Source organism: Streptomyces sp. AC512_CC834, from assembly GCF_019049325.1.
Taxonomy (GTDB): Bacteria; Actinomycetota; Actinomycetes; order Streptomycetales; family Streptomycetaceae; genus Streptomyces.
Map to the genome: position 1 here is coordinate 30,885 of NZ_JAGMUO010000048.1, position 21,592 is coordinate 52,476.

At 71.8% G+C, this 21,592-nt stretch carries 22 protein-coding genes; 3 read left to right on the top strand and 19 right to left on the bottom strand.

Annotated elements, in window-relative coordinates; translation table 11 throughout:
- Window positions 1–62: 62 nt before the first annotated feature.
- Window positions 63–1,262, bottom strand: a complete 1,200-nt coding sequence (lhgO, locus tag KUM40_RS18565) for an L-2-hydroxyglutarate oxidase (RefSeq protein ID WP_217167103.1) — start codon at window positions 1,260–1,262, stop codon at window positions 63–65.
- Window positions 1,263–1,301: 39 nt separating this feature from the next.
- Window positions 1,302–2,750 (bottom strand): aldehyde dehydrogenase, encoded by a 1,449-nt coding sequence (locus KUM40_RS18570; protein WP_217167104.1) that lies wholly within the window; start codon window positions 2,748–2,750, stop codon window positions 1,302–1,304.
- 201 nt (window positions 2,751–2,951) lie between these two features.
- Here KUM40_RS18570 and KUM40_RS18575 point away from each other — a divergent pair, with 201 nt between their 5' ends.
- On the top strand, window positions 2,952–3,239 hold the full coding sequence (locus KUM40_RS18575; protein WP_217167105.1) for a putative quinol monooxygenase: 288 nt from the start codon (window positions 2,952–2,954) through the stop codon (window positions 3,237–3,239).
- A gap of 56 nt (window positions 3,240–3,295) precedes the next feature.
- Here KUM40_RS18575 and KUM40_RS18580 read toward each other — a convergent pair whose 3' ends face one another.
- The 12 genes from KUM40_RS18580 to KUM40_RS18635 form a co-directional block, all read right to left on the bottom strand.
- The gene (locus KUM40_RS18580) at window positions 3,296–4,321 is read right to left on the bottom strand and encodes a methionine synthase II (cobalamin-independent)-like protein (RefSeq protein ID WP_217167106.1); all 1,026 of its coding nucleotides are present in this window, start codon (window positions 4,319–4,321) and stop codon (window positions 3,296–3,298) included.
- Window positions 4,322–4,323: 2 nt separating this feature from the next.
- Entirely contained in the window at window positions 4,324–4,830 is a 507-nt protein-coding gene (locus KUM40_RS18585) for a heme-binding protein (RefSeq protein WP_217167107.1), read from the bottom strand.
- On the bottom strand, window positions 4,827–5,612 hold the full coding sequence (locus tag KUM40_RS18590; protein WP_217167108.1) for an alpha/beta fold hydrolase: 786 nt from the start codon (window positions 5,610–5,612) through the stop codon (window positions 4,827–4,829). The genes KUM40_RS18585 and KUM40_RS18590 overlap by 4 nt, the downstream gene beginning before the upstream one ends.
- Before the next feature lie 26 nt (window positions 5,613–5,638).
- The gene (locus KUM40_RS18595) at window positions 5,639–6,010 is read right to left on the bottom strand and encodes a VOC family protein (RefSeq protein ID WP_217167109.1); all 372 of its coding nucleotides are present in this window, start codon (window positions 6,008–6,010) and stop codon (window positions 5,639–5,641) included.
- Window positions 6,007–6,786 (bottom strand): fumarylacetoacetate hydrolase family protein, encoded by a 780-nt coding sequence (locus tag KUM40_RS18600; protein WP_217167110.1) that lies wholly within the window; start codon window positions 6,784–6,786, stop codon window positions 6,007–6,009. The genes KUM40_RS18595 and KUM40_RS18600 overlap by 4 nt, the downstream gene beginning before the upstream one ends.
- A complete protein-coding gene (locus tag KUM40_RS18605) occupies window positions 6,783–8,231 on the bottom strand; it encodes an NAD-dependent succinate-semialdehyde dehydrogenase (RefSeq protein ID WP_217167111.1) in 1,449 nt (482 codons plus the stop codon). The genes KUM40_RS18600 and KUM40_RS18605 overlap by 4 nt, the downstream gene beginning before the upstream one ends.
- Window positions 8,232–8,304: 73 nt before the next feature.
- The gene (locus tag KUM40_RS18610) at window positions 8,305–9,225 is read right to left on the bottom strand and encodes a VOC family protein (RefSeq protein WP_217167112.1); all 921 of its coding nucleotides are present in this window, start codon (window positions 9,223–9,225) and stop codon (window positions 8,305–8,307) included.
- Window positions 9,226–9,386: 161 nt separating this feature from the next.
- Window positions 9,387–10,298, bottom strand: a complete 912-nt coding sequence (locus tag KUM40_RS18615; RefSeq protein WP_217167113.1) for a LysR family transcriptional regulator — start codon at window positions 10,296–10,298, stop codon at window positions 9,387–9,389.
- A gap of 103 nt (window positions 10,299–10,401) precedes the next feature.
- Window positions 10,402–11,403 carry a sugar ABC transporter substrate-binding protein gene (locus KUM40_RS18620; protein WP_308401183.1) on the bottom strand — a complete coding sequence of 334 codons (1,002 nt, stop codon included), beginning with the start codon at window positions 11,401–11,403 and terminating at the stop codon, window positions 10,402–10,404.
- Window positions 11,404–11,459: 56 nt separating this feature from the next.
- Complete coding sequence (locus KUM40_RS18625; protein WP_308401184.1) at window positions 11,460–12,482, bottom strand: ABC transporter permease; 1,023 nt, start codon at window positions 12,480–12,482, stop codon at window positions 11,460–11,462.
- Window positions 12,479–13,990 (bottom strand): sugar ABC transporter ATP-binding protein, encoded by a 1,512-nt coding sequence (locus KUM40_RS42455; protein WP_217167114.1) that lies wholly within the window; start codon window positions 13,988–13,990, stop codon window positions 12,479–12,481. Before KUM40_RS42455 ends, KUM40_RS18625 begins: the two co-directional genes overlap by 4 nt.
- Complete coding sequence (locus KUM40_RS18635; RefSeq protein ID WP_374227392.1) at window positions 13,987–14,580, bottom strand: carboxymuconolactone decarboxylase family protein; 594 nt, start codon at window positions 14,578–14,580, stop codon at window positions 13,987–13,989. Before KUM40_RS18635 ends, KUM40_RS42455 begins: the two co-directional genes overlap by 4 nt.
- 204 nt (window positions 14,581–14,784) lie before the next feature.
- Between KUM40_RS18635 and KUM40_RS18640 the strand changes: the two genes are divergently transcribed.
- A complete protein-coding gene (locus KUM40_RS18640) occupies window positions 14,785–15,195 on the top strand; it encodes a cupin domain-containing protein (protein ID WP_217167115.1) in 411 nt (136 codons plus the stop codon).
- Window positions 15,196–15,292: 97 nt separating this feature from the next.
- Complete coding sequence (locus KUM40_RS18645) at window positions 15,293–16,360, top strand: bile acid:sodium symporter family protein (protein ID WP_308401185.1); 1,068 nt, start codon at window positions 15,293–15,295, stop codon at window positions 16,358–16,360.
- Window positions 16,361–16,502: 142 nt separating this feature from the next.
- Here KUM40_RS18645 and KUM40_RS18650 read toward each other — a convergent pair whose 3' ends face one another.
- From KUM40_RS18650 to KUM40_RS18670, 5 genes are all read right to left on the bottom strand, one after another.
- Window positions 16,503–17,870: an MFS transporter gene (locus tag KUM40_RS18650; protein WP_217167116.1), complete on the bottom strand. Its 1,368-nt coding sequence runs from the start codon at window positions 17,868–17,870 to the stop codon at window positions 16,503–16,505.
- 203 nt (window positions 17,871–18,073) lie between these two features.
- Window positions 18,074–19,024, bottom strand: a complete 951-nt coding sequence (locus KUM40_RS18655) for a VOC family protein (RefSeq protein WP_217167117.1) — start codon at window positions 19,022–19,024, stop codon at window positions 18,074–18,076.
- Window positions 19,005–20,120 (bottom strand): 4-oxalomesaconate tautomerase, encoded by a 1,116-nt coding sequence (locus tag KUM40_RS18660; protein ID WP_308401186.1) that lies wholly within the window; start codon window positions 20,118–20,120, stop codon window positions 19,005–19,007. The genes KUM40_RS18655 and KUM40_RS18660 overlap by 20 nt, the downstream gene beginning before the upstream one ends.
- Window positions 20,117–20,824, bottom strand: coding sequence for a 4-carboxy-4-hydroxy-2-oxoadipate aldolase/oxaloacetate decarboxylase (locus KUM40_RS18665; protein WP_217167118.1), 708 nt, complete (start codon window positions 20,822–20,824; stop codon window positions 20,117–20,119). Before KUM40_RS18665 ends, KUM40_RS18660 begins: the two co-directional genes overlap by 4 nt.
- Window positions 20,821–21,573: a PIG-L deacetylase family protein gene (locus KUM40_RS18670; protein WP_217167119.1), complete on the bottom strand. Its 753-nt coding sequence runs from the start codon at window positions 21,571–21,573 to the stop codon at window positions 20,821–20,823. Before KUM40_RS18670 ends, KUM40_RS18665 begins: the two co-directional genes overlap by 4 nt.
- Between the last annotated feature and the right edge of the window lie 19 nt (window positions 21,574–21,592).

Below are 21,592 nucleotides of genomic sequence, written 5' to 3' on the forward strand. Positions count from 1 at the left end.
GGAGCGTCGGGAGCGCAACCACTTGTTGCGCGAAAACGTGCCGTACGCAGGGGGTTTGGGAGTCATTCCCGGTCGAGGGCCGCGTCGGCGATGTGCTCGGCGATCGCCATGGACGCGGTGGCGGCCGGCGAGGGCGCGTTGCGCACGGCGGTGATCCGGCCCACCCGGTGGATACGGAAGTCGTCCACCAGGGTGCCGTCCCGGTCCAGTGCCTGGGCGCGTACGCCCGCGCCCCCGCGGACCACGTCCCCCGCGCCGACACCGGGGACGTAGCGCCCCGCGTCCTTCATGAAGGCCTTCGTGGACAGGGCTCCGCGGTACTCCTTGACGCCGGTACGCCAGTGCCGGCGCGCCATCCGCCACGAGCCGGGGTACGCGGCGAGGCCGAGCAGGTCGCGCGGGGAGACCCTGCCCAGGGTGTAGCCCTCCCTGGCCAGGGCCAGTACGGCGTTGGGGCCGACCTCGACCGAGCCGTCGACGCGGGGCGTGAAGTGGACGCCGAGGAACGGGTACCGCGGGTCCGGCACCGGGTAGATCAGGCCCCGGACGAGGTGGGTGCGGTCCGGCTTGAGCAGCATGTACTCGCCCCGGAACGGGACGATCCGCGGCTCCCGCCCGTCCTGCGCCAGCTTCGCGACCGAGTCGGACTGGAGGCCGGCGCACAGGATCAGCCGGTCCACCTTCACGCGGTCCTGCCCGGACGCCACCTCGACGCCGCCGGGCACGGTGGTGATGCCGGTGACGGGGAAGCCGAGTCCGACCTCGCCGCCCGACTCGGTGACGTCCTTGGCGAACTCCCGGGCGATCGCCGGGTAGTCGGTGATCGCGGTGCGCGGGGAGTGCAGGGCGGCGATGCCGGCGGCGTGCGGCTCCAGTTCCCTCATCTCGTCCTGGGAGACCTTGCGGAGGTCGGGCACGTGGTTGTTCTTCGCCCGCTCGTAGAGGTCCTCCATGCGGCCCAGCTCGTCCGGCCGGACCGCCGTCACCAGCTTGCCGATCTCCCGGTAGGGCAGCTCGCGGTCCTGGCAGTACTCGCGCAGCAGGGACACCCCGCGCACACACAGGTCGGCCTTGAGGCTGCCCGGGGTGTAGTAGATGCCGGCGTGGACGACGCCCGAGTTGTGGCCCGTCTGGTGCTGCGAGACCCGCTGCTCCTTCTCGAACACCACGACCCTGGTGCCGGGGCGCCGGAGCGCGATCTCGCGGGCCGTGGCCAGGCCCACGATGCCCGCGCCGACGACGCCGATCGTCTCGTCAGCCATCGGCATCCTCCTTCCTGTTCGTGCCGCTCCCCCGCGTTCTCACGCGCCGAAGTGGACGGCGACCGTCTTGACGCGGGTGGAGAACCGCAGGACCTCTTCGCCCTGCTCCTTGTAGGCCGTGCCGGAGTCGTGGAAGCCGCCGAAGGGCAGGTGGACGTCCCAGCCGGTGGTGGTGGTGTTGACGGCGACCTGCCCGCACTCGGCCTCGTCGGCGAAGCGGTACGCGGAGGCGAGATCGCGGGTGAAGACGGCGGCGGCCAGCCCGTAGTCGCAGTCGTTGACGGCCGCGACGGCCGCGGCGAAGTCGTCCGCGGCGCGCAGCGCGAGCACCGGGCCGAAGACCTCCTCCCGCCAGATGTCCGTCTCGGGGGTGACGTCGGCGAGGACGGTGGGCCGCACGTAGCAGCCGTGGGCGCGGTCGCCCTCGGCGTCCGCCGTGCCGCCGGTGAGCACCGTGGCGCCCTGCTCGACGGCCCGGTCCAGGTCGGCGAGGACGCTGTCCCGCTGCCGGGGACTGGAGAGCGGACAAAGACGCGTCGCCGGGTCGGTGCCGGGACCGACGGTGAGGGTGTCGACCTCGGCGACCAGCAGCCGCGCGAACTCCTCGTACGCCGGCCGCTCGACGATCACCCGGCTGGTGGCGGTGCAGCGCTGGCCGGCCTGGCCGAAGGAGGCGGCGACGACGCTCTTCGCGGCGGCGGCGAGGTCGGCGTCGCGCAGGACGACGGAGGCGTTCTTGCCGCCCAGTTCGCCCTGGAAGCGGACGTTGCGGTCGGCGAGGCGGCGGCGGATGCGGTTGCCGACGGCGTTGGAGCCGGTGAAGGTGATGCCGGTGATCCGGGGGTCGTCGAGGAGGGCTTCCTCGATCTCGGCGGTGCGGCCGGTGACGACGTTCAGGACACCGGCGGGAAGCCCCGCGTCGTGCAGGGCGCGGGCCAGGTGCAGGCCCGACGCCGGGGTCTCGGTGGCCGGCTTGAACACCGCGGCGTTGCCGGTGGCGAGCAGCGGGGCGAGCTTGCGGGCCGGGGTGATCAGCGGGTCGTTCCAGGGGCTGATGACCAGGATGACGCCGATGGGCTCGCGCTGGGTGTGTGTACGGGTGTCGGGGCGGGCGTCGTGCAGGAGGGTGCCGTAGCCCTGGCGGGCGAGGCCGGCGTAGTAGTCGAGGAAGTCGGCGGCCTTGCCCGCCTCGCCGCGGGCCTCCGCGAGGGTCTTGCCGTTCTCGGCGGTGACGTCGGCGGCGACGGTGTCGAGGCGCTCGCGGATCAGCCGGGCCGCGTCGGTGAGGACGCGGGCCCGGTCGAAGGGGCTGGTGCGCCTCCAGACGGCGAAACCCCGCTCGGCGTGGTCGTAGGCCCGGGTGACGTCCTTCGGGGACAGGGCCGGGACGCGGGCCACGGGGGCGCGGACGTCGGCCGGGTCGTGGACGTCGATCCAGTCGCCGGTCGTCACCCACTCGCCGCCCACGAGAGTTTCCAGAGTGCGCATCGGATCACTTCTTCCTTCGTCGGCCACGTCGGACGCGGTGCTGGTGACCGTGACGACACACCATGCGGGGGCGGGTTCACCAGGCCCGCGGAGGCAGGCATTGGTTGCGTCGCGCGCAGGCCGTCCGGGGGTCGATCCATGCTGGAATCGGCAGGCCGGACGGTGTGCCCGACGCCGCCGGGAACCGAGGAGAGCCGAGACATGGCCTACGCAGTCGTCGCCCACTACCGCTGCGCCCCCGCCGACGGGACCGCCGTGCGTGCCGCGCTGCTGAGGGCGCAGGAGGCGACCCGCGCGGAACCGTCGAACCAGCAGTACGAGGTACACGCGGTGGCGGACGAACCAGGCGGCTTCCTGCTGTACGAGCGCTACGACGACGCCGCCGGGTTCGAGGCGCACAAGGCGGCGCCGCACTTCAGGGAGCAGATCGTCGAGACGGTGTGGCCGCTGCTGACGGAGCGGTCGGTGACGTTCGCCGAATCGCTGTGAAGGCCGAATCGCCGTGAGGAGTGCGGGCCGGGGCGCGCCCCGGCCCGCGCCCTCGTTCAGAATTCGTTGCCCCAGCAGTAGCGGGCGATCGTCTCGACCAGGACGAGCTTCTTGCGCTGGTCCTCGGCGCTCAGCAGCGGCTGGGACGCGACGTCGGCGAAGCCGCGGGACGGGGAGACGGCGGCGTCCTCGATGTCCTTGAACTCGCCGACGGCGTCGATCCGGTTCATCACCGTGTCGATGTCCTCGAGCTGGGGCACCGTGGCGTCCACGACGCCCAGGCACACGTCCCGGTCCTCGGGCAGCGCCCGTACGAGGTCCAGTTCGGCCTCGGTGCCCCGGTCGAGGGGCAGCACCCACCGGTCGGCCGGGACGGCGGTGAAGAGGCGCTCGGCACGGGCCCGGTCCACGGCGGCCGGTGCCGCCCAGCCGGGCGACACGCCGATGCGTACGCCCTCGGGGCGCTCGGCCGGCCGTACCGCCGCCGCGTCGACGGCGAGAGCGTCCTCGAAGGACAGGGTGGTGGCGGCGGTGGCAGCGGCGGCGGTGGCCGGTTCGCCGGCTGCGACGTGGTCCAGCAGGAGCGGGTTGTCGAGCTGGATGAGCCGTACGCCCTGGGAGACCAGCCGGGCGATCTCCGCCCGGACGATCTCGGCGAGGGCTTCGCCCAGTTCACGCGCGGAGGACGGTCCGTGGCCGGCCTCGAACGTGGTCGCGGCGAGGTACGCCGGGGACGGCAGCGTCGCCTTCGGGGCGATCACCGTCAGAGCGGCGAGCCGGGTGCCGTAGTCGGGCAGCAGCGGGCCGTTCGTCTTCGGCAGCGTCTCGGCGACCCAGCGGACCAGCCCGTCGGGACCCGTCTCGCCGGTGCGCCGGAATCCGGGGACGGTGTCTAGGACGGCGCCGCGGAAGTCCTCGTGGGGGAAGTCGCCGTCGGTGACGACGGTGGAGCGCAGCCTGCGCTGGAGGACGACCGCCTCCCGCACGGCCGCGTCCACCGCCCCGGGGTCCTCGGTCGCGAGCCCGGCCGGCCGGACCAGGCTGCCGTGGTGGTCGATGCGGTAGTTGAACGTGTCGGCCATGGTCAGCTCTCCCTTCCGGAGATGGAGCCGGAGCCGGAGGCGGAGCCGGATGGGGCGGGTGTGCCCGCGACGCCCCAGGCGGCGAACTCCAGTTCGTAGCCGAGGGACGCGAGCACCTCGTCGGCGATGACCTGGTCCTCGTCGGCGGTGCCGCCGGCGATGCCCAGACCGCCGATGATCTCGCCGTCCTTCTTGATGGTGACGCTGCCCTCGGTGGCGAGGATGGGCATGGCGGCGCCGGGCAGTTGGGAGAGCTGGGAGAAGAAGACGGGCTGGTTCTCCTGCCACTTCTTCAGCATCTTCCCGGGGCGCTGCATCACGGCCGCGGTGTACGCCTTGGCGCGGGCGATGTCGGGGGTGAGCGGGCGGGCGCCGTCGGGGCGGCGGACGGCGACGACGAAGCCGCCCGCGTCGACGACGGCGACGCTCACGGCCTTGCCGATCGCCAGGGCGCGCTGGTGTGCGGCGGCGATGATCTCTTCGGCGGCGTCGAGGGTGATGTTGCTCATGCGGCTTCCTTCGGGGCGGTGAGGGTGCGGCGCAGACGGACGACGGCCGCGTTGTACGGCTCGGGCGTCTCCCAGTACATGGAGTGCGGGGCGCCGGGGACGATCTCCAGGTGTGAGCCGGTCAGCAGTTCGTGGGCGCGGGTGACGGTCCCGACGCTCAGTACGGCGTCCTTCTCGCCGGCGAGGAAGGCGACCTTGACGCCACAGGCCCGGATCTCCTCCAGGGAGGGGCCGTTGGTGTCGAGGTTGCGCAGGTCCTGCATCTTGGCGACGTTGAAGGTGCCCATCTGCTGGAACAGGAAGGTGAGGTCGGCTCGTTCGGTCTGGAAGCGCTTGGTCAGCAGGCGGTCGAGGACGGGGAGCCGGACGGCCTCGGCGCGGTCGGCGGCGGCCAGTTCCGTCAGTTCGGGGTGGCTGATGCCGCCGAGGGAGTGGCCGAGGACGACCGCACTCACGCGCTCGGGTCGCAGCAGCCCGGCGCGCAGGGCGGCGACGGAGCCGATGGACTGGCCGACCAGCATGACGTCGGTGAGGTCCTCGGCCTCCAGGACCGCGACCACGTCGCCGGGGAAGTCCTGACCGTCGAACTCGGGCATGGAGCTGTCGGACCGGCCGAAGCCCCGCAGGTCGACGGTGACGACGGTGAACTCGTCGCGCAGGGCGGCGACCTGCTGCCACCAGGCGGCGTGGTGGCCGCCGCTGCCGTGCACGAAGAGGATCGCCGGGCCGCTGCCGTGGCGCTCGTAGTAGAGGGAGGTGCCGTCGGAGTCGGCGTAGGACATGGGAGGTAACTCCTCGACGGGCTAGGTCAGTTGGGGCGCTTGGCGTGGTGAACGAGTTCGATCATGGTGTGGTCGGGGTCGTGGATGTAGCAGAACCTGGACTGGTTCTCGGGGCGCTGGATGGGCCTGGTGTGCCGGATGCCCAGCTCCCCCAGGTGCGCGAGGAAGTCGTCCCAGTCGTCGACCTCGACGGCGAAGTGGTAGGGCGCCATGCGCTCCATCTCCTCGACCGGTGTGAAGTGCAGGTCGAAGTTGCCCCGGGTCATCAGCACCACGCGGGTGTTGGACTTGGGCATGATCCGCTTCATTCCGAAGACCTTGGTGTACCAGGCGGCGGTCCGGTCGGGGTCGGTGGTGGGGAAGTTGACGTGGTGGATGTAGCGGGGTTCCGCGCTCATGACTGATTCCCTTCCAGGAGTACGGGGTTGGACAGCACGCCGATGCCGCCGATCTCGACGTCCACGGTGTCGCCGGGCTCGAGGTGGCAGGTGGATTCGGCGCCCATCCACAGCACGTCGCCGGGGCTCATGGTGAGGTGCTTGGTGATCTCGACGATGTAGTCGTAGGGGTCGAAGACCATGTCGCCGGTCGGGAACTCGGCCCGCTCGACGCCGTTGACGCGGAGCGTGGTCGTCTGTGCGAGGGCGTCGACGTCGGTCTCGATCCAGGGGCCCATCGGTTTGAAGGTGTCGCTGTTCTTGCTGCGCCAGAAGGTGCGGTCCGTGTGCTGCCAGGTGCGGGCACTGATGTCGTTGCCGATGGTCCAGCCGAAGACGCCCTCGCGGGCCTCGTCGTGGCTTGCGTGGCGCAGGGTGCGTCCGATGACGGCGACGAGTTCGGGTTCGGCCTCGAAGCGGCCGGTGACCTCGGCCGGTTTGACGATCGGCGCGCGGTGGCCGGTGAGGGCGTTGTTGGCGCGGTAGCCGACCTCGGGGCGCTCGGGGGTGCGGGCTCCCGCGTGGGCGATGTGCCGCGGGTAGTTCATGCCGACCGCGTAGAAGACCGGCGGCACGACGGGCGGCAGCCACCGCGCCTCGGCGCGCGGCACCGCACCGATGACGTCGTGGCCGGCGGCGGCCTCTTCGAGAGGGGAGCCGGACAGGAGTTGGACGTCCTGCTCCCCCACGCGGCCCCAGAGGGCCCGCCCGCCGACCGAGACGCGCGCGTACCTCATGGCGCCAGCAGGTGCGAGACGCGCTTGGTGACCAGGTAGGCGTCCAGGGCCTCGGGGCCGCCCTCACGGCCGTAGCCGCTGTCCTTGACGCCGCCGGAGGGGGCCTCGTGGACGGAGCCGCCGCAGTGGTTGATCGAGAGGATGCCGGCCTCCAGTGCGCCGGAGAGCCGCTCGGCGGTCGCGGCGGAGTCGGTGAAGCCGTAGGCGGCCAGTCCGTAGGGCAGCGAGTTCGCGAGGGCGAGCGCGTCGTCGAGGTCGCGGAAGGGCAGGATCGGTGCGAGCGGTCCGAACGGCTCCTCGGACAGCAGCTCCGCGTCGTCCGGTACGTCGGTGAGGACGGTCGGCGCGAAGAAGTAGCCGGGGCGGTCGGGCCGCTCGCCGCCGGTGAGGATCCTGGCGCCGCGGGCGACGGCGTCGGCGGTGAGGCGCTCCATGGCCTTGAGGCGGCGTTCGTTGGCGAGCGGGCCCATGGTGGTGCCGTCCGCCAGTCCGTCGCCGACGACGACCGCCTCGGCGGCCTTGACGAACTCGGCGGTGAACTCCGCCACGATCGACTCGTGGACGAGGAAGCGGCTCGGCGAGGTGCACACCTGCCCGGCGTTGGCCCACTTGGCCCGGGCCGCGCTGCGGGCCGCCGTCACGGGGTCGGCGTCCGCGCAGACGATCACCGGCGCGTGGCCGCCCAGTTCCATCAGCGAGGGCTTCATGACCTCGCCGGCACGGGCCGCGAGGAGCCTGCCGACCGGGACGGAGCCGGTGAAGGCGATCAGCCGGACGGCCGGGGAGGAGATCAGGTGCTCGGAGACCTCGGCGGGTTCTCCGAAGACGAGATTGAGGACGCCGGGCGGCAGACCCGCGTCGGCGTAGCAGCGGACCAGTTCCATCGCCGTGGCCGGGGTCTCCTCGGAGGCCTTGATGACCAGGGAGCAGCCGGCCGAGAGCGCCGAGGAGATCTTGCGGTTGGGGCCGCCCACGGGGAAGTTCCACGGGACGAACGCGGCGACCGGGCCGATGGGCTCACGCCGGACGGTCAGCACGGTGCCGGGGGCGGAGGGGATGATGCGGCCGTAGGCGCGGCGGGCGTCGTCGGCGTGCCAGCGCAGGGTCTCGGCGGTGCGGCGGGCCTCGCCGGTGGACTCGCGAAGCGGCTTGCCCTGCTCGCGGGTCATGACACGGCCGATCTCGGGGGCGCGCTCGGCGATCAGGTCGGCCGCGGCGTGCAGGACGCGGGTGCGCTCGGCGACGGGCGTGGCACGCCACGCCTTGAAGCCCTCCGTGGCGGCGTCGAGCGCGCGGTCCAGGTCGGCGGGGGTGGCCAGGGGTACGTCCCCAATCACCTCCTCGGTGGCCGGGTCGACGACGGGGGCGGTGTTGCCGGTGCCGCCCCGGCACCACTGGCCCGCGATGTACATGCGGACGGCGGGGTGGCCGTGATCGGTGGTCATGGGTGTGTGCCCTCTCAGGCGTCGGAACGAGGGTCAGTCAGGACGAGAGTTGGTACGTGGGTCGGGACGAGGTTCAGGACGAGGCGGGGGCGTCCTGGTCGCGGTTGGTGCGCAGGGCCCAGATGTGGTGCGGCGGGGTCGTCTCGTGGACGCGGGTCTCGTAGGTGTCGTCGACCCGGTCCATGTCGGCGGCGTACTCGACGCGCCCGCCGCAGGGGGCGTGCAGGAAGCGGAAGACGTTGGAGCCGATGGTGTGGCGGCCGAGTCTGCGGGCCTCCCGCCAGCCCCGCTCGATCATGAAGTTGCCGCCCTCGACCACGTCGTCGAAGCCGGGGACCTCGTACGCGATGTGGTTGACGCCCACCTTGTCGGGGCGGTGGCACAGCAGCATGGTGTGCTGGTCGTCGTCGCCGGGGGCCTGCATGAAGACGCCCATGGGCTCGACCACGTCGGTGGGCCGGAAGCCGAGGCGGTCGGTGTAGAAGGCGACGGCCTCCTCCTTGCCGTCCTTGGCGATGTTGAGGGCGACGTGGCACATGCGCAGGGGGTGGGCGCGGGTGAGCGGGTCCAGGGGGCGGTTCCAGCGGTGGACGCTGCCCAGGGTGTTGGCGGGGCGGGGTGCGACGGCGGGATCCTTCGGCCGGGCGAGGGTGAGGCCGACGCCGAAGCCGCTGTGGTCGACGGTGTGGTGGACGCCGTCGGCGCTCTCGCGGACCTCGCGGTCACGGCCGGCCGCGGCCACCAGGCGGCCCAGTTCCCCGGCGGTGTCGACGCCCCAGACGACCTCCCGCAGGGTGGGTCCGCTCTCCACGGGGGGCGGCAGCCGCGGGCCGGGGGTGGTGTCGAGGTGGAGGGTCTGTCCGGTACGCGTCTCGAACACGGCGTGTTCGTCGGTCCGCTCCACCAGGAAAAGGCCGAAGTCCTCGAAGAACCGCACGCAGGTGTCGAGGTCGTCGATGCCGTAGGTGACCGATTCGATTCTCTGGATTCCCATGGATTCCTCGTTTCCGTCTCGCCCGGCGAGCGTAGGTTTACGGGGGTGGGCGCCTCAATGGGGTCGGGCGCCCGGGGTTCGCAATCGTTTCTTGCGCCGTCGTCCCGTACTCGGGCTGCTCGTACTGCTCGGGCTGCTCGGGCTGCTCGGGCTGCTCGGGCTCAGGAGCGGATGCCGGGAATGGGATTCCGGGCGAACCAGCCGGCGAGGAAGTCCAGGAAGACGCTGACCTTGCGCGGAGTGTCCCGGCCGGGGCCGTAGATCGCGTACAGGGGCCGGTCCGGCACCGCCAACTCCGGCAGCAGCACCTGGAGGGCGCCGGAGACCAGGTCGTCGTAGGCCGGGCGCTGGGGCAGCAGGGCGATGCCCCGGCCGTGTACGGCGGCCTTCTGCAGGGCGATGTAGGAGTTCGACGAGAAGGCGATGTTGCGGATCTTGTGCAGGGTGCTCGCGTGTCCGTGGCCGATCCGCCACACCGGGTCGTTGACGTGCACCAGGCAGTCGTGGGCGGCGAGGTCGTTGGGGTGGGAGAGCGAACCGTGCTGCTTGATGTACTCCTCCGCCGCGCACAGGACGAACGGCAGGGAGGAGATCTTCTTCAGCCGGACGCTGGAGTCGCGCAGGTCGCGGGTATGGAAGGCGACGTCGAATCCGCTGTCCAGGAAATCGTAGGTACGGTCCGACATTCCCCCCAGTTCGAAGCGGATCTGGATTTTCGGGTGGGCGGCGGAAAACGCGGCGATGGCGTCGCCGAGATCCAGGCTGCCTATCCATTTGGGGCAGATGACGCTGAGGGTGCCTTCGGCACGGTCGTGGAGCTGGGCTATGCCGGCGTCCTCGGCCTCGATCTCGTCCAGGATGCGGGCGGCGAATTCCGCGTAGCGCTGTCCCGGTTCGGTCAGGCTCACCGAGCGGGCGGTGCGGTTCACCAGCCGGACACCCACCTGGCGTTCCAGTTCGGCGACGTGCCGGGAGACCAGGGAGCCCGAAGAGCCGAGCTTCTTTGCGGCGCCGCTGAAGCTGCCGACCTGGGCGACGGTGACGAAGCTGTGCATGAGGAGCAGGCGGTCCATGTTCTTCCTCCGAAGGCCGCTCCCCGCCCCGACCGGCGGCGGGGGCGGGGAGCAAGAGCCGGCTCAGACACGATGAGTCGGGCGCCGGTTCCCGGTGGGGGCCCTACTTCGGGCAGTACTGGGGAGCCTCGCTCAGGTTTTCCTTGGTGACCAAGACAAGAGGAATGTCAGAGATCTTGTCAACACCTTGTTTGTCATCACCTTGCTGCTGGTCGAGCAGCGAGACCGTGCTCTTGACCGCGGTCCGCCCGATGGTCGCCGCCGAGTTCGCGACGGTGGCGGACAGACGGCCGTCCTTCAGAGCGGCGACGCCCTCCTCGGTGCCGTTGACGGACACGATCTTGACGTCCTTGGCGCCGGCGGCGTCGAAGGCCTTGCGGACGGAGAAGGCCATCTCCTCGTTGGCGACGAAGGCGTAGTCCAGGTCGGGATGGGACTGGATCATGTTCTCGGCGACGGCCTGGGCCTTGGCGGGGTTGAACATGCCGGGCTGGTTGGCGACCACCTTCGCGGTCTTCGGCAGGGCGTCCTCGAAGCCGCCGACCAACAGGTCGGAGGCGGCACCCGGGGCGCCGGCCACGATACCGACCCTCACGTCCTTCCCGGCCGCGTCCTTGGAGATCCACTCGGCGTCCATCGCGCCGACCTTCTTGAGGTCGACCACGGCGGCACCGAGCACGTCGGCCATGTCGGAGGTGGCCACGGAGGTCAGGTAGATGGGGATGCCCGCGTTCTTGGCCTTGGTTATGTCGCCCTCCAGCGCGTCGACGTTCACGGTCTGGACGATCAGGGCGTCCACGTTCCGGGCGATCATGTCCTCGATGTTGGACAGTTCGGTGCCGGCGTCCTGCTTGGAGTTGGCCGAGTAGACCTTGGCGTCCTGGGCCTCGGCCTCCTGCTCGACCGCGCGGAGCAGACAGGTGTGGAAGTGGGTGTTGGAGCCGTTGACGAACCCGAGGGAGACCGAGCCGTCGGCGGCGCCCCCGCTGTCGTTCCCGGAGCCGCAGCCGGCCAGGACCAGGGCGGCGACGCCGGCGAGCGAGGCCGCGGCGGCGCGGCGACGGGAGGGGGCGATGGGCATCATGGGGTCGGGCCTTTCCTGCATCGTGGGAGAGAGGGGTCGGGCGTGGCTAGGGGGTGTCGTCGACCGAATGACGCCCTCTAATGGCCCGGCGAGGATCTGCGCTGGATCTCGTTGATGATCGCCGCGACCAGCAGGACGCCGCCGGTGACGACGAGTTGGTAGTTGCTGTTGACCTGGAGCAGGTTCAGGGCGTTGGCGACCACGCCGAGCAGGACGACGCCGAACACCGTGCCGACGACGGTGCCGTGGCCGCCGGCGAGTGAGGTGCCGCCGATGACCACGGCGGCGACGGCGGTCAACTGGGTCTGCAGGCCTGCGGTGTTGGGCGCGGCGGCGCCGAGCCGGGAGAGCAGCATGAGGCCGGCGAGGCCCGCCAGCACACCGGCGAGCGCGTACAGGGCGAGCTTGCGTCCGTTGACGTTGATGCCGCTGAGCAGGGCGACGTGCTCGTTGCCGCCCATGGCGTAGGCGTCGCGGCCGAAGGTGGTGAAGCGCATGGTGACGCCGGTCAGCGCCAGGACCAGTACCGCGACGACGGTCAGGTACGGCACGCCCACGATCTCGTCGTTGCCGAGCGAGGACATCTTGTCGCCGATGGTGACGCTCATGCCGTCCAGGACCAGCAGGGCGACGCCGTCGAGGAGCATCGCCGAGGCCAGCGTGGCGACGAACGGCGCGACCCGGGTGTACGTCACCACCAGCCCGTTGACCAGCCCGATCAGCGTGGCCAGCGCCAGGCATACGATCACGACCACGGGCGTGGACCAGCCGCCGTCGATCAACTGGGCGCCCGCGCACAGGGTGACGGCCGCGTTGCTGCCCATGGAGAAGTCCATGCCGCCCGAGGTCATCAGCAGGGTCAGTCCGGCTGCGATGACGGCGTTCACGCTGACCTGGCGCAGCACGTTGAGCAGGTTCTGCGAGGAGGTGAAGGCGTCGGCCTGGACGGCGGTGAACACGCACACCAGGATCAGGACGACGACCAGTCCGCCGTGCGGGACGTGCAGCAGCCCGCGGGCCCCGGACCGGGAGGGGTCACGGCGGCGCGGGGGTGGGGCGGCCGCGAGGTCCGGGGAGGCGGAGGGGGTTTTGAGGCTCACTGGGGTTGACCTCCGAGTGCCGTCGCGACCAGCTCGTCGCGGGTGATGGTGGTGATGTCGTGTTCGGCGACCGTGCGGCCCGCGCTCACGACGACGACCCGGTCGGCCAGCCGCATGACCTCCTCGGCGGAGGAGGAGGCGAGCAGGACGGCGACACCGCGTGCGGCGAGGTCGTCGACGAGGGTGTGGATGTCGGCCATGGCGGCGACGTCCACGCCATTGGTGGGGTCCTCCAGGAAGCAGGCCACCGGCTCGGTCTCCAGCCACTTGCCGAGCAGGACCTTCTGCTGGTTGCCGCCGGACAGGGAGCCGACCGGCGGGTTGCCGCTGAGGGCGACGACCCCGTAGGTGTCGCGCACGGGGGCCGCGCGGCGGGCGAGGTCGGTGGTGCGGTGCAGCCTGCGCCGGGCGAAACGGTCGCCGGCCAGCATCAGGTTCTCGTCCACTGTCATGCTCTGGACCAGGCCGAGCGAGCGGCGGTCCCCGGTGACGCAGCGCAGTCCGCCGGCGAGCGCGGCCGAGACGCGACCCGGGGGCACGGGCCGGCCGTCGACGCGGACCTCGCCGGCGTCGGGCCGCCGCCGTCCGGAGAGCAGGTCGAAGAGCCGGGACTGCGCGTCGCCCGCGGGGCCGAGGACGGCGACGATCTCGCCCTTGCGCACCTCGACGGTGAAGTCGCGGATGGCGTGGCCGTGGCTGAGTCCGCGGACGGCGAGTCCGTGTTCGTCCCGGTGCGCGGGGCGCCGGGGTCGCCGCGAGACGACGTCCCGGCCGACCATGTCGCGGACCAGTGCGGCGGGATCGGTCTCCGTGGCCGGGGCGCTGCGCACGAGGCCGCCGTCGCGCAGCACGGTGACCCGGTCGGCGAGGGACATGACCTCGTCGATGTAGTGGGAGATGTAGACGACGGCGACGCCCTCGTCGCGCAGTCTGCGCACCAGGGCGCGGACCTGTCCGGCGTCCCGGGCGCTGAGGCAGGCGGTCGGCTCGTCCAGGATCAGCACCTTGCCGCCGCGCCTGACCTCCCGCGCCACCTCGACCATGGTCTGCTCGGCGACGGTGAGCGAGCCCGCGATCCGGTCGACGTCGATGCCGATGCCGAGACCGGACAGGGCCGTGCCGGCCCGGGCCCGCACGGCCTTCCAGTCGACGGTGCCCAGGCGCCGGGTCGGCAGGTCGCCCAGCATGATGTTCTCGGCGACGGTGAGGCCCATCGCCAGTTCGCGGCGCTGCGGGACCGAGGAGATGCCGAGCCTGCGGGCCTTGCGCACGTTCAGCCCGGTGTGCCGGTGACCGTCCACCTCGACGGTGCCGCCGTCGGGCTGATGTACGCCGCACAGCACCTGCACGAGGGTGGACTTGCCTGCGCCGTTCATGCCCATGAGGGCGTGGATCTCACCGGGGTGCAGGTCGAGGTCGACGCCTTTGAGGGCGGCCGCTCCGCCGAAGCTCTTGGTGACGCCCCGTACGCGGACGACGGCGTCGGCCGTCGTGGCGGGCGAGGTCACGGCCGTGGCCCGTCGGACTGGGGGACGACCCGGCCGTAGCCGCGGACGTCGGGGAACGGGGGCTCCTTGTCGGGCTGGAGGTCCACCTGGAACGTGTTCAGGCACATGCCGAGCATGGTGAAGTTGCCGAGCGCGCCGATGGTGTCGACCAGGCCCCTGGACCCGAAGTGCGCCAGCGCGTCGGCGAAGGTCTCGTCCGAGACGAAGTGCTCCTCCAGGACCTCGCGGCAGAACCGGTAGAACGCCTGGTCCGCCGCGTCGTCGAAGGTGGCCTCGCGCTTCTCGGCGACGGCCTTGACGGCGGCCTCGGGGACTCCGGCCTCGATCGCCTGGTGCACATGCGCGTTCCACGAGTACTGCGCGTCCCAGTTGCGGGCCGCCATCAGCAGCGCCAGCTCGCGCAGGCGCTTCGGCAGGCTGCAGTCGAAGCGGGCGAACGCGCCGAGGGACTCGGCCCGTTCGCACATCTCCGCGCTGTGCAGCCACACCCGGAAGGGGCCGCGGACCGCGCCGCGGCGGCCGGCGATTCGGGCGGCCAGCTCCTGCTGCCGCTGGTCCATTTCCGCTTCGGTGAGAACGGGGAGCCTCATCTGGCCGATACCTGCCTTTTCTTTCCGGCGCGTTGCCGCAAACGGGTCGGGAGCCGTGCGGTGACAGGTGACGGTACAGCCGGGCGGAAGATGCTCACCCCTCTCGGACTGCAACGTAAACCTGCACGCCAGAGGGCACCGTTTCCCGCCCGCGCGACCTAACGTCGGTCGTCGCGACATGTTGAAGTGGAGAGGAATCCCGGGATGACCACCATCGTCAAGGCCGCGTCCGTGCCCCTGCTCGACCGGGGCGGCGCCGTCGTCACCACGCCCCTGATCACCACGCCGTCGGCGGGCGGGGAGAACCGCATCACCAGCGGCATGAGCGTGTACCCGGTGGGCTCCGGAGCGCCGTTGCACTCGCACAACTGCGACGAGCACGTGACGGTCCTGGAAGGTGACGCGGAAGTGTGGGTCGACGGCGAGGTGACGAAGCTGGAGCGGTTCGACACCACGTACATCCCCTCCCCCGTCCCCCACCTGTTCCGCAACGTCGGCGACACGCCGCTGCGCATCCTGTGGGTGTACTCATCGGGCCATGTGACGCGGACGTTCACGGAGACCGGCCGGACGGTGGAGCACCTGTCGGCCGAGGACCAGATGGGCCGCGACTGAGGGAACGCCCGGCCCGAACGGGCGCAGCGAATCCTTGGGATGATCACATCGCGAGACGGCTTTGCGTCACGCCGCCCACCGGGCGTTACCTCGCACGGTGCGAACCGAAAGAAGCGAACACCCCGAACACCCCGAGCGACCCGAGCAGCCTGACAGCCCCGAGCAGCCCGAGCAGCCCGAGCAGCCCGAGCGGCCCGAGCAGCAGGAGCAGCAGGAGCAGCCGGAGCCCCTCGGCGGCGGCGCCACCGGCGATCGCTCCGCGCGCCGCGCCGTGACCGTCTTCCCGGTCCTCGTCCTCCTGGCCGGCGCGCTCGGCCTGCTGCTCCCCGGGAGTTTCACCGGGTGGAGCGAGTCGGTGCCGTACCTGCTGGGTGTCGTGATGTTCTGCATGGGCATCACCCTGACCCCGGAGGACTTCCGCGGCGTCGTGAAACGTCCCTGGGCGGTGGCCCTCGGGCTGGTCGCGCACTACGTCATCATGCCGGGCCTCGGCTGGGCGATCGCCCACCTGCTCGGCCTCCCCCCGCAGCTCGCCGCCGGCGTCATCCTGGTCGGCTGCGCGCCCAGCGGTACGGCCTCCAACGTGGTGACCTACCTGGCCCGCGGCGACGTCGCCCTGTCGGTCTCCGTCGCGACCGTCTCCACGCTCGTCGCCCCGCTGGTCACCCCGCCGCTGACGCTGCTGCTGGCCGGCGAGTACCTCCCGGTGGACGCCGGGTCCATGGTCACCGACATCCTCAAGACGGTGCTGCTGCCGGTCCTGGCGGGCGTCGTCGTACGGCTCGTCGCGGGCCGGTACGTGCAGCGGGCGCTGCCGGTGCTGCCCTGGCTGTCCGCGCTGACGATCGCCGTGATCGTGGCGGTCGTCGTGGCGGGCAGCGCGGATGCCATCAAGTCGGCCGCGGGGCTGGTGTTCGTCGCCGTCGTGCTGCACAACGGGCTCGGTCTGGCGCTCGGTTACGGCGCGGGGCGCCTCGGCAGGCTCGGCGAGCCCGGCAGCCGCGCCATGGCCTTCGAGGTCGGCATGCAGAACTCCGGCCTCGCCGCCGCCCTGGCCACCGCCCACTTCAGCCCCCTGGCGGCGCTCCCGGCCGCGGTCTTCTCCGTGTGGCACAACGTCTCCGGCGCGGTGGTGGCCGCGTGGCTGTCGCGCCGGGGACGGTGACGTGACCTGCGGTCGGCTGAGCGGGGTTGAGCACCGTTGCGCCGGGGCCGGTGTCCGACTGCGGGTCCGTCGTGGCTGGTCGCGCTCGCGCGGCGGAGCCGCATAACGTCACAGCCCCGCGCCCCTTGACAGCCCGGGGCGGTCAGTGGGCCGGAGACAGCTTCCGCTCGACCGGGCCCGCGGCAGCCGTTCGCCTCGCCGTGCGCAGGGCCGCGATGCCGATGAAGACCATCGAGGAGAAGCCGGCGATCGCGAAGGCGGTGAAGCCCCACTCGCCCTTGTTCGCGGCGAGCAGTTGGCCGCCGAGCCAGGGGCCGAAGACGGCTCCGAAGCGGCCCATGCCGGAGGTCCAGCCGACGGCGGTGGCCCGGTTGGCCGGGGCGGAGCCGATGGACACGGTCGCGTAGACCATGGTCTGGGCGCTGTTGAGGAAGACGCCGGTGAGGAAGACGACCACGAAGGTCAGCGTCAGCGGCATGTGGACGCTGAGCAGGAAGACGCCGCAGGCGGTCAGCGCGAACCAGATCGCCGAGATGCGCGGCGCGCCGGTGGGGGTCCCCCCGCGCGAGCGAAGCCGAGCGTGGGGGAGGTCGGAGGCGCGGCCGGCGAGCAGCATGCCGACGATGCCGCCGAGGTTGAACAGCACGACGAAGGTCAGCGCGGAGCCCAGTTCGTAGCCCTCGCCGCGCATCAGGGTGGGCAGCCAGACGGCGACGCCGTAGACGAGCAGCAGTCCGCCGAAGGAGGCCAGCCAGTACAGCAGGGTCTGGATCCACTCGCGGCCGCGGAAGAGGTTGGCCAGGTTCTCCCAGCGGGCGGTGACCGGCTTCCCGGCGGGCGCCGCGGGGAGTTCGACGTCGTAGCGGCCGGCCAGCGTGCGGGCCTCCTCGGCCCGGCCGTGGGCGACGAGGAAGGTCAGCGACTCGGGCAGGAACCTCAGGAGCAGCGGGACGAAGAGCAGCGGCACCACGCAGACCCAGAAGGCGGCGCGCCAGCCGAGCGGCTCGACGATCCACAGGGCCACGTAGGCGGACAGGATGCCGCCGGCGTGGTGCGCGGTCATCAGCAGGCCGATGGTGATGGCGGCGCGGCCCCGGGGGGCGTAGTCGGAGACCATGCTGATCGCGGTCGGCAGCAGTCCGCCGAGGCCGACACCGGCCAGGGTCCGGCCGAGGCCGAAGACGGAGACGCTCCCGGCGACCGCGCAGAGGCCGGAGGCCAGCGAGAAGAGCGTGACGCAGGAGACCATCAGCTTCTTGCGGCCGATCCGGTCGGCCACCGTCCCCGCGGCGAGCGCGCCGACGAGCATGCCGAAGGTGGCGTAGCTGCCGAGGTCACCGGCCTGGCCCGAGGTGATGCCGAGGGCCTTCTCCTCGAGCATGTGGGGCAGCACCGAGCCGTAGATGAACATGTCCAGGCCGTCGAAGAGGACGGCCAGCCAGCAGAGGCCGACGACCAGCAGGGCCAGTCTGCTGGCGCGGGCGGACAGCGCGGGTGGGGAGGAGGACATCGTTGTTTCCTCTCGTCCAGGGGGCGGTGCCTGGAGGGGACGGAGACGGGGACGGGGAGGGGATGGGGACGGGGGACGTGTGATGGGGCGACGCTAAAGACCGCACTCCAGATGTGTCAACGCTTTTGTTAACAATCTCAGCAACGATTTAAAGGGTGGGCCGCACGTGGACGTGCGGCCCACCCCCGGTGGAAGCGGTGCGGTCAGGCGACCGGCGGGGTGCCGTGGGTGTGGAAGGACGCGATGGTCTTCAGGCCCCAGGCCTGCCCCTTGGCGCGCTCGGCCTCGGTCCAGGTGATCAGCGGCCAGTCGGGCGCCAGCACCAGGCGGGTGAGCGGGTTGCACAGTTCGATGCGGTTGCCGCCGGGCTCGTAGACGTACAGGAAGAACGTCTGCTGGATGGCGTGCTTGTGCGGGCCCGTCTCGATGAACACGCCGGTGTCGATGGCGAGGTCGGCGGCGCGCAGGATGTCCTCGCGGGTGTCGGCCGCGAAGGCGATGTGGTGCAGGCGCCCGGAGGAACCGGTCCAGTCCTCGGTGTAGACGACGTCGTACGACTTGTTCGTGAAGGTCAGCCAACGGGCCGCGATCTTCCCGGAGTCGAGCCGGATCTGCTCGGTGGGCCGGGCGCCGAGGAGTTGTTCCTGGAACTCTGCGCTCGCGAGCACGTCGGCGGCGAGGAAGTTGATGTGGTCCAGGCGGCGGACGCCCACGCCCCGGTTGGGTTTGGCCTGCGGCTGGTTCTTGAGGGCCGGCCTCAGTTCCGCGGGCGCCCGGTGGTGCTCGCTCTCCCAGTACAGGGCGTGCTCGTGCCCGTCGGGGTCGGTGGTGAGGTACAGCTCGCCGATGCCCGGCTCGTCCTCGACCCACTTGCCCGGCCGCCCTGCCGCCTCCAGCGCCGCCACCCTGCGCCGCAGCGCCTCCTCACCCGAGGTGCGCAGCGCGAGGCGGCCGAGGCCGGGCTGTGCACGGGCGGTGAGGACGAGGCTGTGGTGTTCGTAGTCGTCGTAGGTGCGCAGGTAGACGGTGTCGCCGCCCTGTCCGTTGACGGTCAGGCCCAGGTAGTCCGTGAAGAAGGCGACGCTCGCGTCCAGGTCGGGCGTGAAGAGCTGGGCGTGGCCGACATGGGCGATGTCACCGAGCGGCGGAGTCATGGTGGCCTCCAGGGCGTTGTGCGGGGACCGGCGCCGTCGCGGCGGACCGGGGGAAGACGGTGCCGTCGAAGATCTTGCGCGCGGTGCGTACGACGGCGGTACGGCGGACCACGAGCGGGCCGGGGTCGAGATCCACGCCGACCTCCAGGAAGCCGGTGGGGTGTTCCACCCGGACGCGGTCGCCCGACTCGGGGAGTTGGGCGATCCCCTCCCCCACGCCGCCGGGTACGCGCAGCCCCGCCGCCACGCTCGCGGCGCCCAGGACGCCGATGGAGGTGTGGCAGCGCACCGGGATGAAGGTGCGGGTGGCGACCGCGCCGCCGTCGCGGGGCGGGGCGAGCAGGGTCAGCTTGGGCACGGTGGCGCCCTCGACGTCGCCGAGGCCCATCAGGTGCCCGGCGGCCAGCCGGATGGCGTGGAGGCCGTCGGTGAGCGCCGCGTCCTGCTCCAGTTCCGCGGGCGTCTCGTAGCCGGTGGCCTGCAGCGCGGCGGCCGGGATCAGCACGACCGGCATGCCGTTGTCGACGCAGGTCACCTCGGTGCCGGCGACGGTGTCGCGGACGTTGCCCGTGGGCAGGAGGGGGCCGGCGCCCTGCGGGAACTCGATGACGACCGCGGCGGCGGTGCCGGGAACGCCGGATATCGCGGTGTCCCCCGTGTAGTCGACGCGTCCGCCCGGGGTCGGGAAGGTGGCGACGGCGAGTTCACCGGTGTTGAGCATCCGGATGCGTACGGACGTCTCGGCGTCGCCTGCCGCTACGAGTCCGCGCTCCACGGCGAACGGGCCCACCCCGGCGAGGATGTTGCCGCAGTTCTGCCGGTCGGTGACCTCCGGCGCGTCCACGGCGACCTGGAGGAACAGGTAGTCGACGTCCGCGTCCGGGTCGGCCGAGCGGGAGACCACCGCGACCTTGCTGGTCAGCGGGTGGGCGCCGCCCAGGCCGTCGATCTGGCGCGAGTCGGGGCTGCCCATGGTCCGCAGCAGCAGACCGTCGCGGGCGCCGGGGCCGGCGGGCAGGTCGTCGGCGAGGAAGTAGGCGCCCTTGGAGGTGCCGCCGCGCATCAGCGTGCAGCGCACCTCCTCGGTGCCGGTCACGTCCGTTCCCCGGCGGCGTACTCCTCGTACGGCTGGTAGGTGACGCCCAGTTGCTTCAGCTTCTCGCGCAATCCGTAGCGGTCCAGGCCGAGTTGTCCCTCGACGAAGGCGGCGCGGGTGGCGGCCTCCTTCTGCTCGCGCGCCTCGCAGGCGTCGGCGACCTGCCGGGCCTGCTCGCGCGGGACGACCACCACGCCGTCGTCGTCGGCGACGATCACGTCACCGGGGCGGATCACCCGTCCGTCGACGGCGACCGGCACATTGACCGAGCCGCCGGTGGCCTTGACCGTGCCCTGTGCGGAGACGGCACGGGACCAGGCGGCGAAGCCCATCTCCCGCAGCTCCTGGGTGTCGCGGATGCCCGCGCCCGTGACCAGGCCGCGGACGCCGCGCCGCTGGAGGGCGGTGGCGAACAGCTCGCCGAACATGCCGTCGGTGGACGGGGAGGTGGTGGTGACGACCAGGATGTCGCCCTCGCCGCACTGCTCCACGGCGGCGTGGATCATCAGGTTGTCGCCGGGCCAACTGAGCACGGTGACCGCGGTGCCCGCGACCCGTACGCCCTGCTGGACGGGACGGATCTCCGGGCCGAGCAGGCCGGTGCGGCCCATGGCCTCGCTGACGGTGGCGACACCGTACGCGGCGAGTGCCTCGACGTCCTCGGGGTCGGCCTTGGGGGGGTTGGTGACGACGACGCCGCTCATGCCAGCTCCTTCGCGATCTGCGGGTAGGGGCGCATGAACGCCTCGGCCATGGTCTTGTGCGCCAGGCCCAGATTGGGGCCCGCGTTGCGCTTGAGCTGGACGCCCCGACGGACGGCGAGGTCGGTGTAGTAGCCCCACAGGTGCTGCTGCGCGGCGAGGCACTCCATCGCCTTGCGCTTGGTCTCCCACACCTCGGTGATGTCGAGCAGGACCTCGGGCCTGAAGCCGCTCATCTCGGGCTGGTGCGGCTCGAAGTAGAAGACGGGCGGGGCGCCGATGATCTCGCCCTCCCCCGGGTAGCCGATGGCCTGGGCGAGGATGCGCGCCTGAAGTGCCATGCGGTTGGCGGCCGGGTGGTCGCCGTTGTACGGGTCCTCGACCGGGTGGGTGAGCACGATGTCGGGCTGGGTGGCGCGGTAGACCTCGACGAGCCGGTCGGTCAGCTCCGGGGTGGCGGTCAGCGGGTAGTCGCCGGCGTCGAAGAAGCGGACCTCGGCGCCGAGCGTGGCGGCGGCCTTCTCGGCCTCCTCCCGGCGCAGTGCCTTGATCTCCGCCAGCTTCTTGCCCTCGCGCCAGGCCTTGGCGGACTCGCCGCGCTCGCCGAAGGTCAGGCACGCGATGGTGACCTTCTCCCCGCGCGAGGCGGCCAGTGCGATGGCGCCGCCCGCCCGCCACACGAAGTCCCCCGCGTGCGCGGTGACGACGAGGGTCGAGCGGGGGACGGCGGCGGGCGCGTTGCCGTACGTCATGGGTGATTCTCCTTGGTGG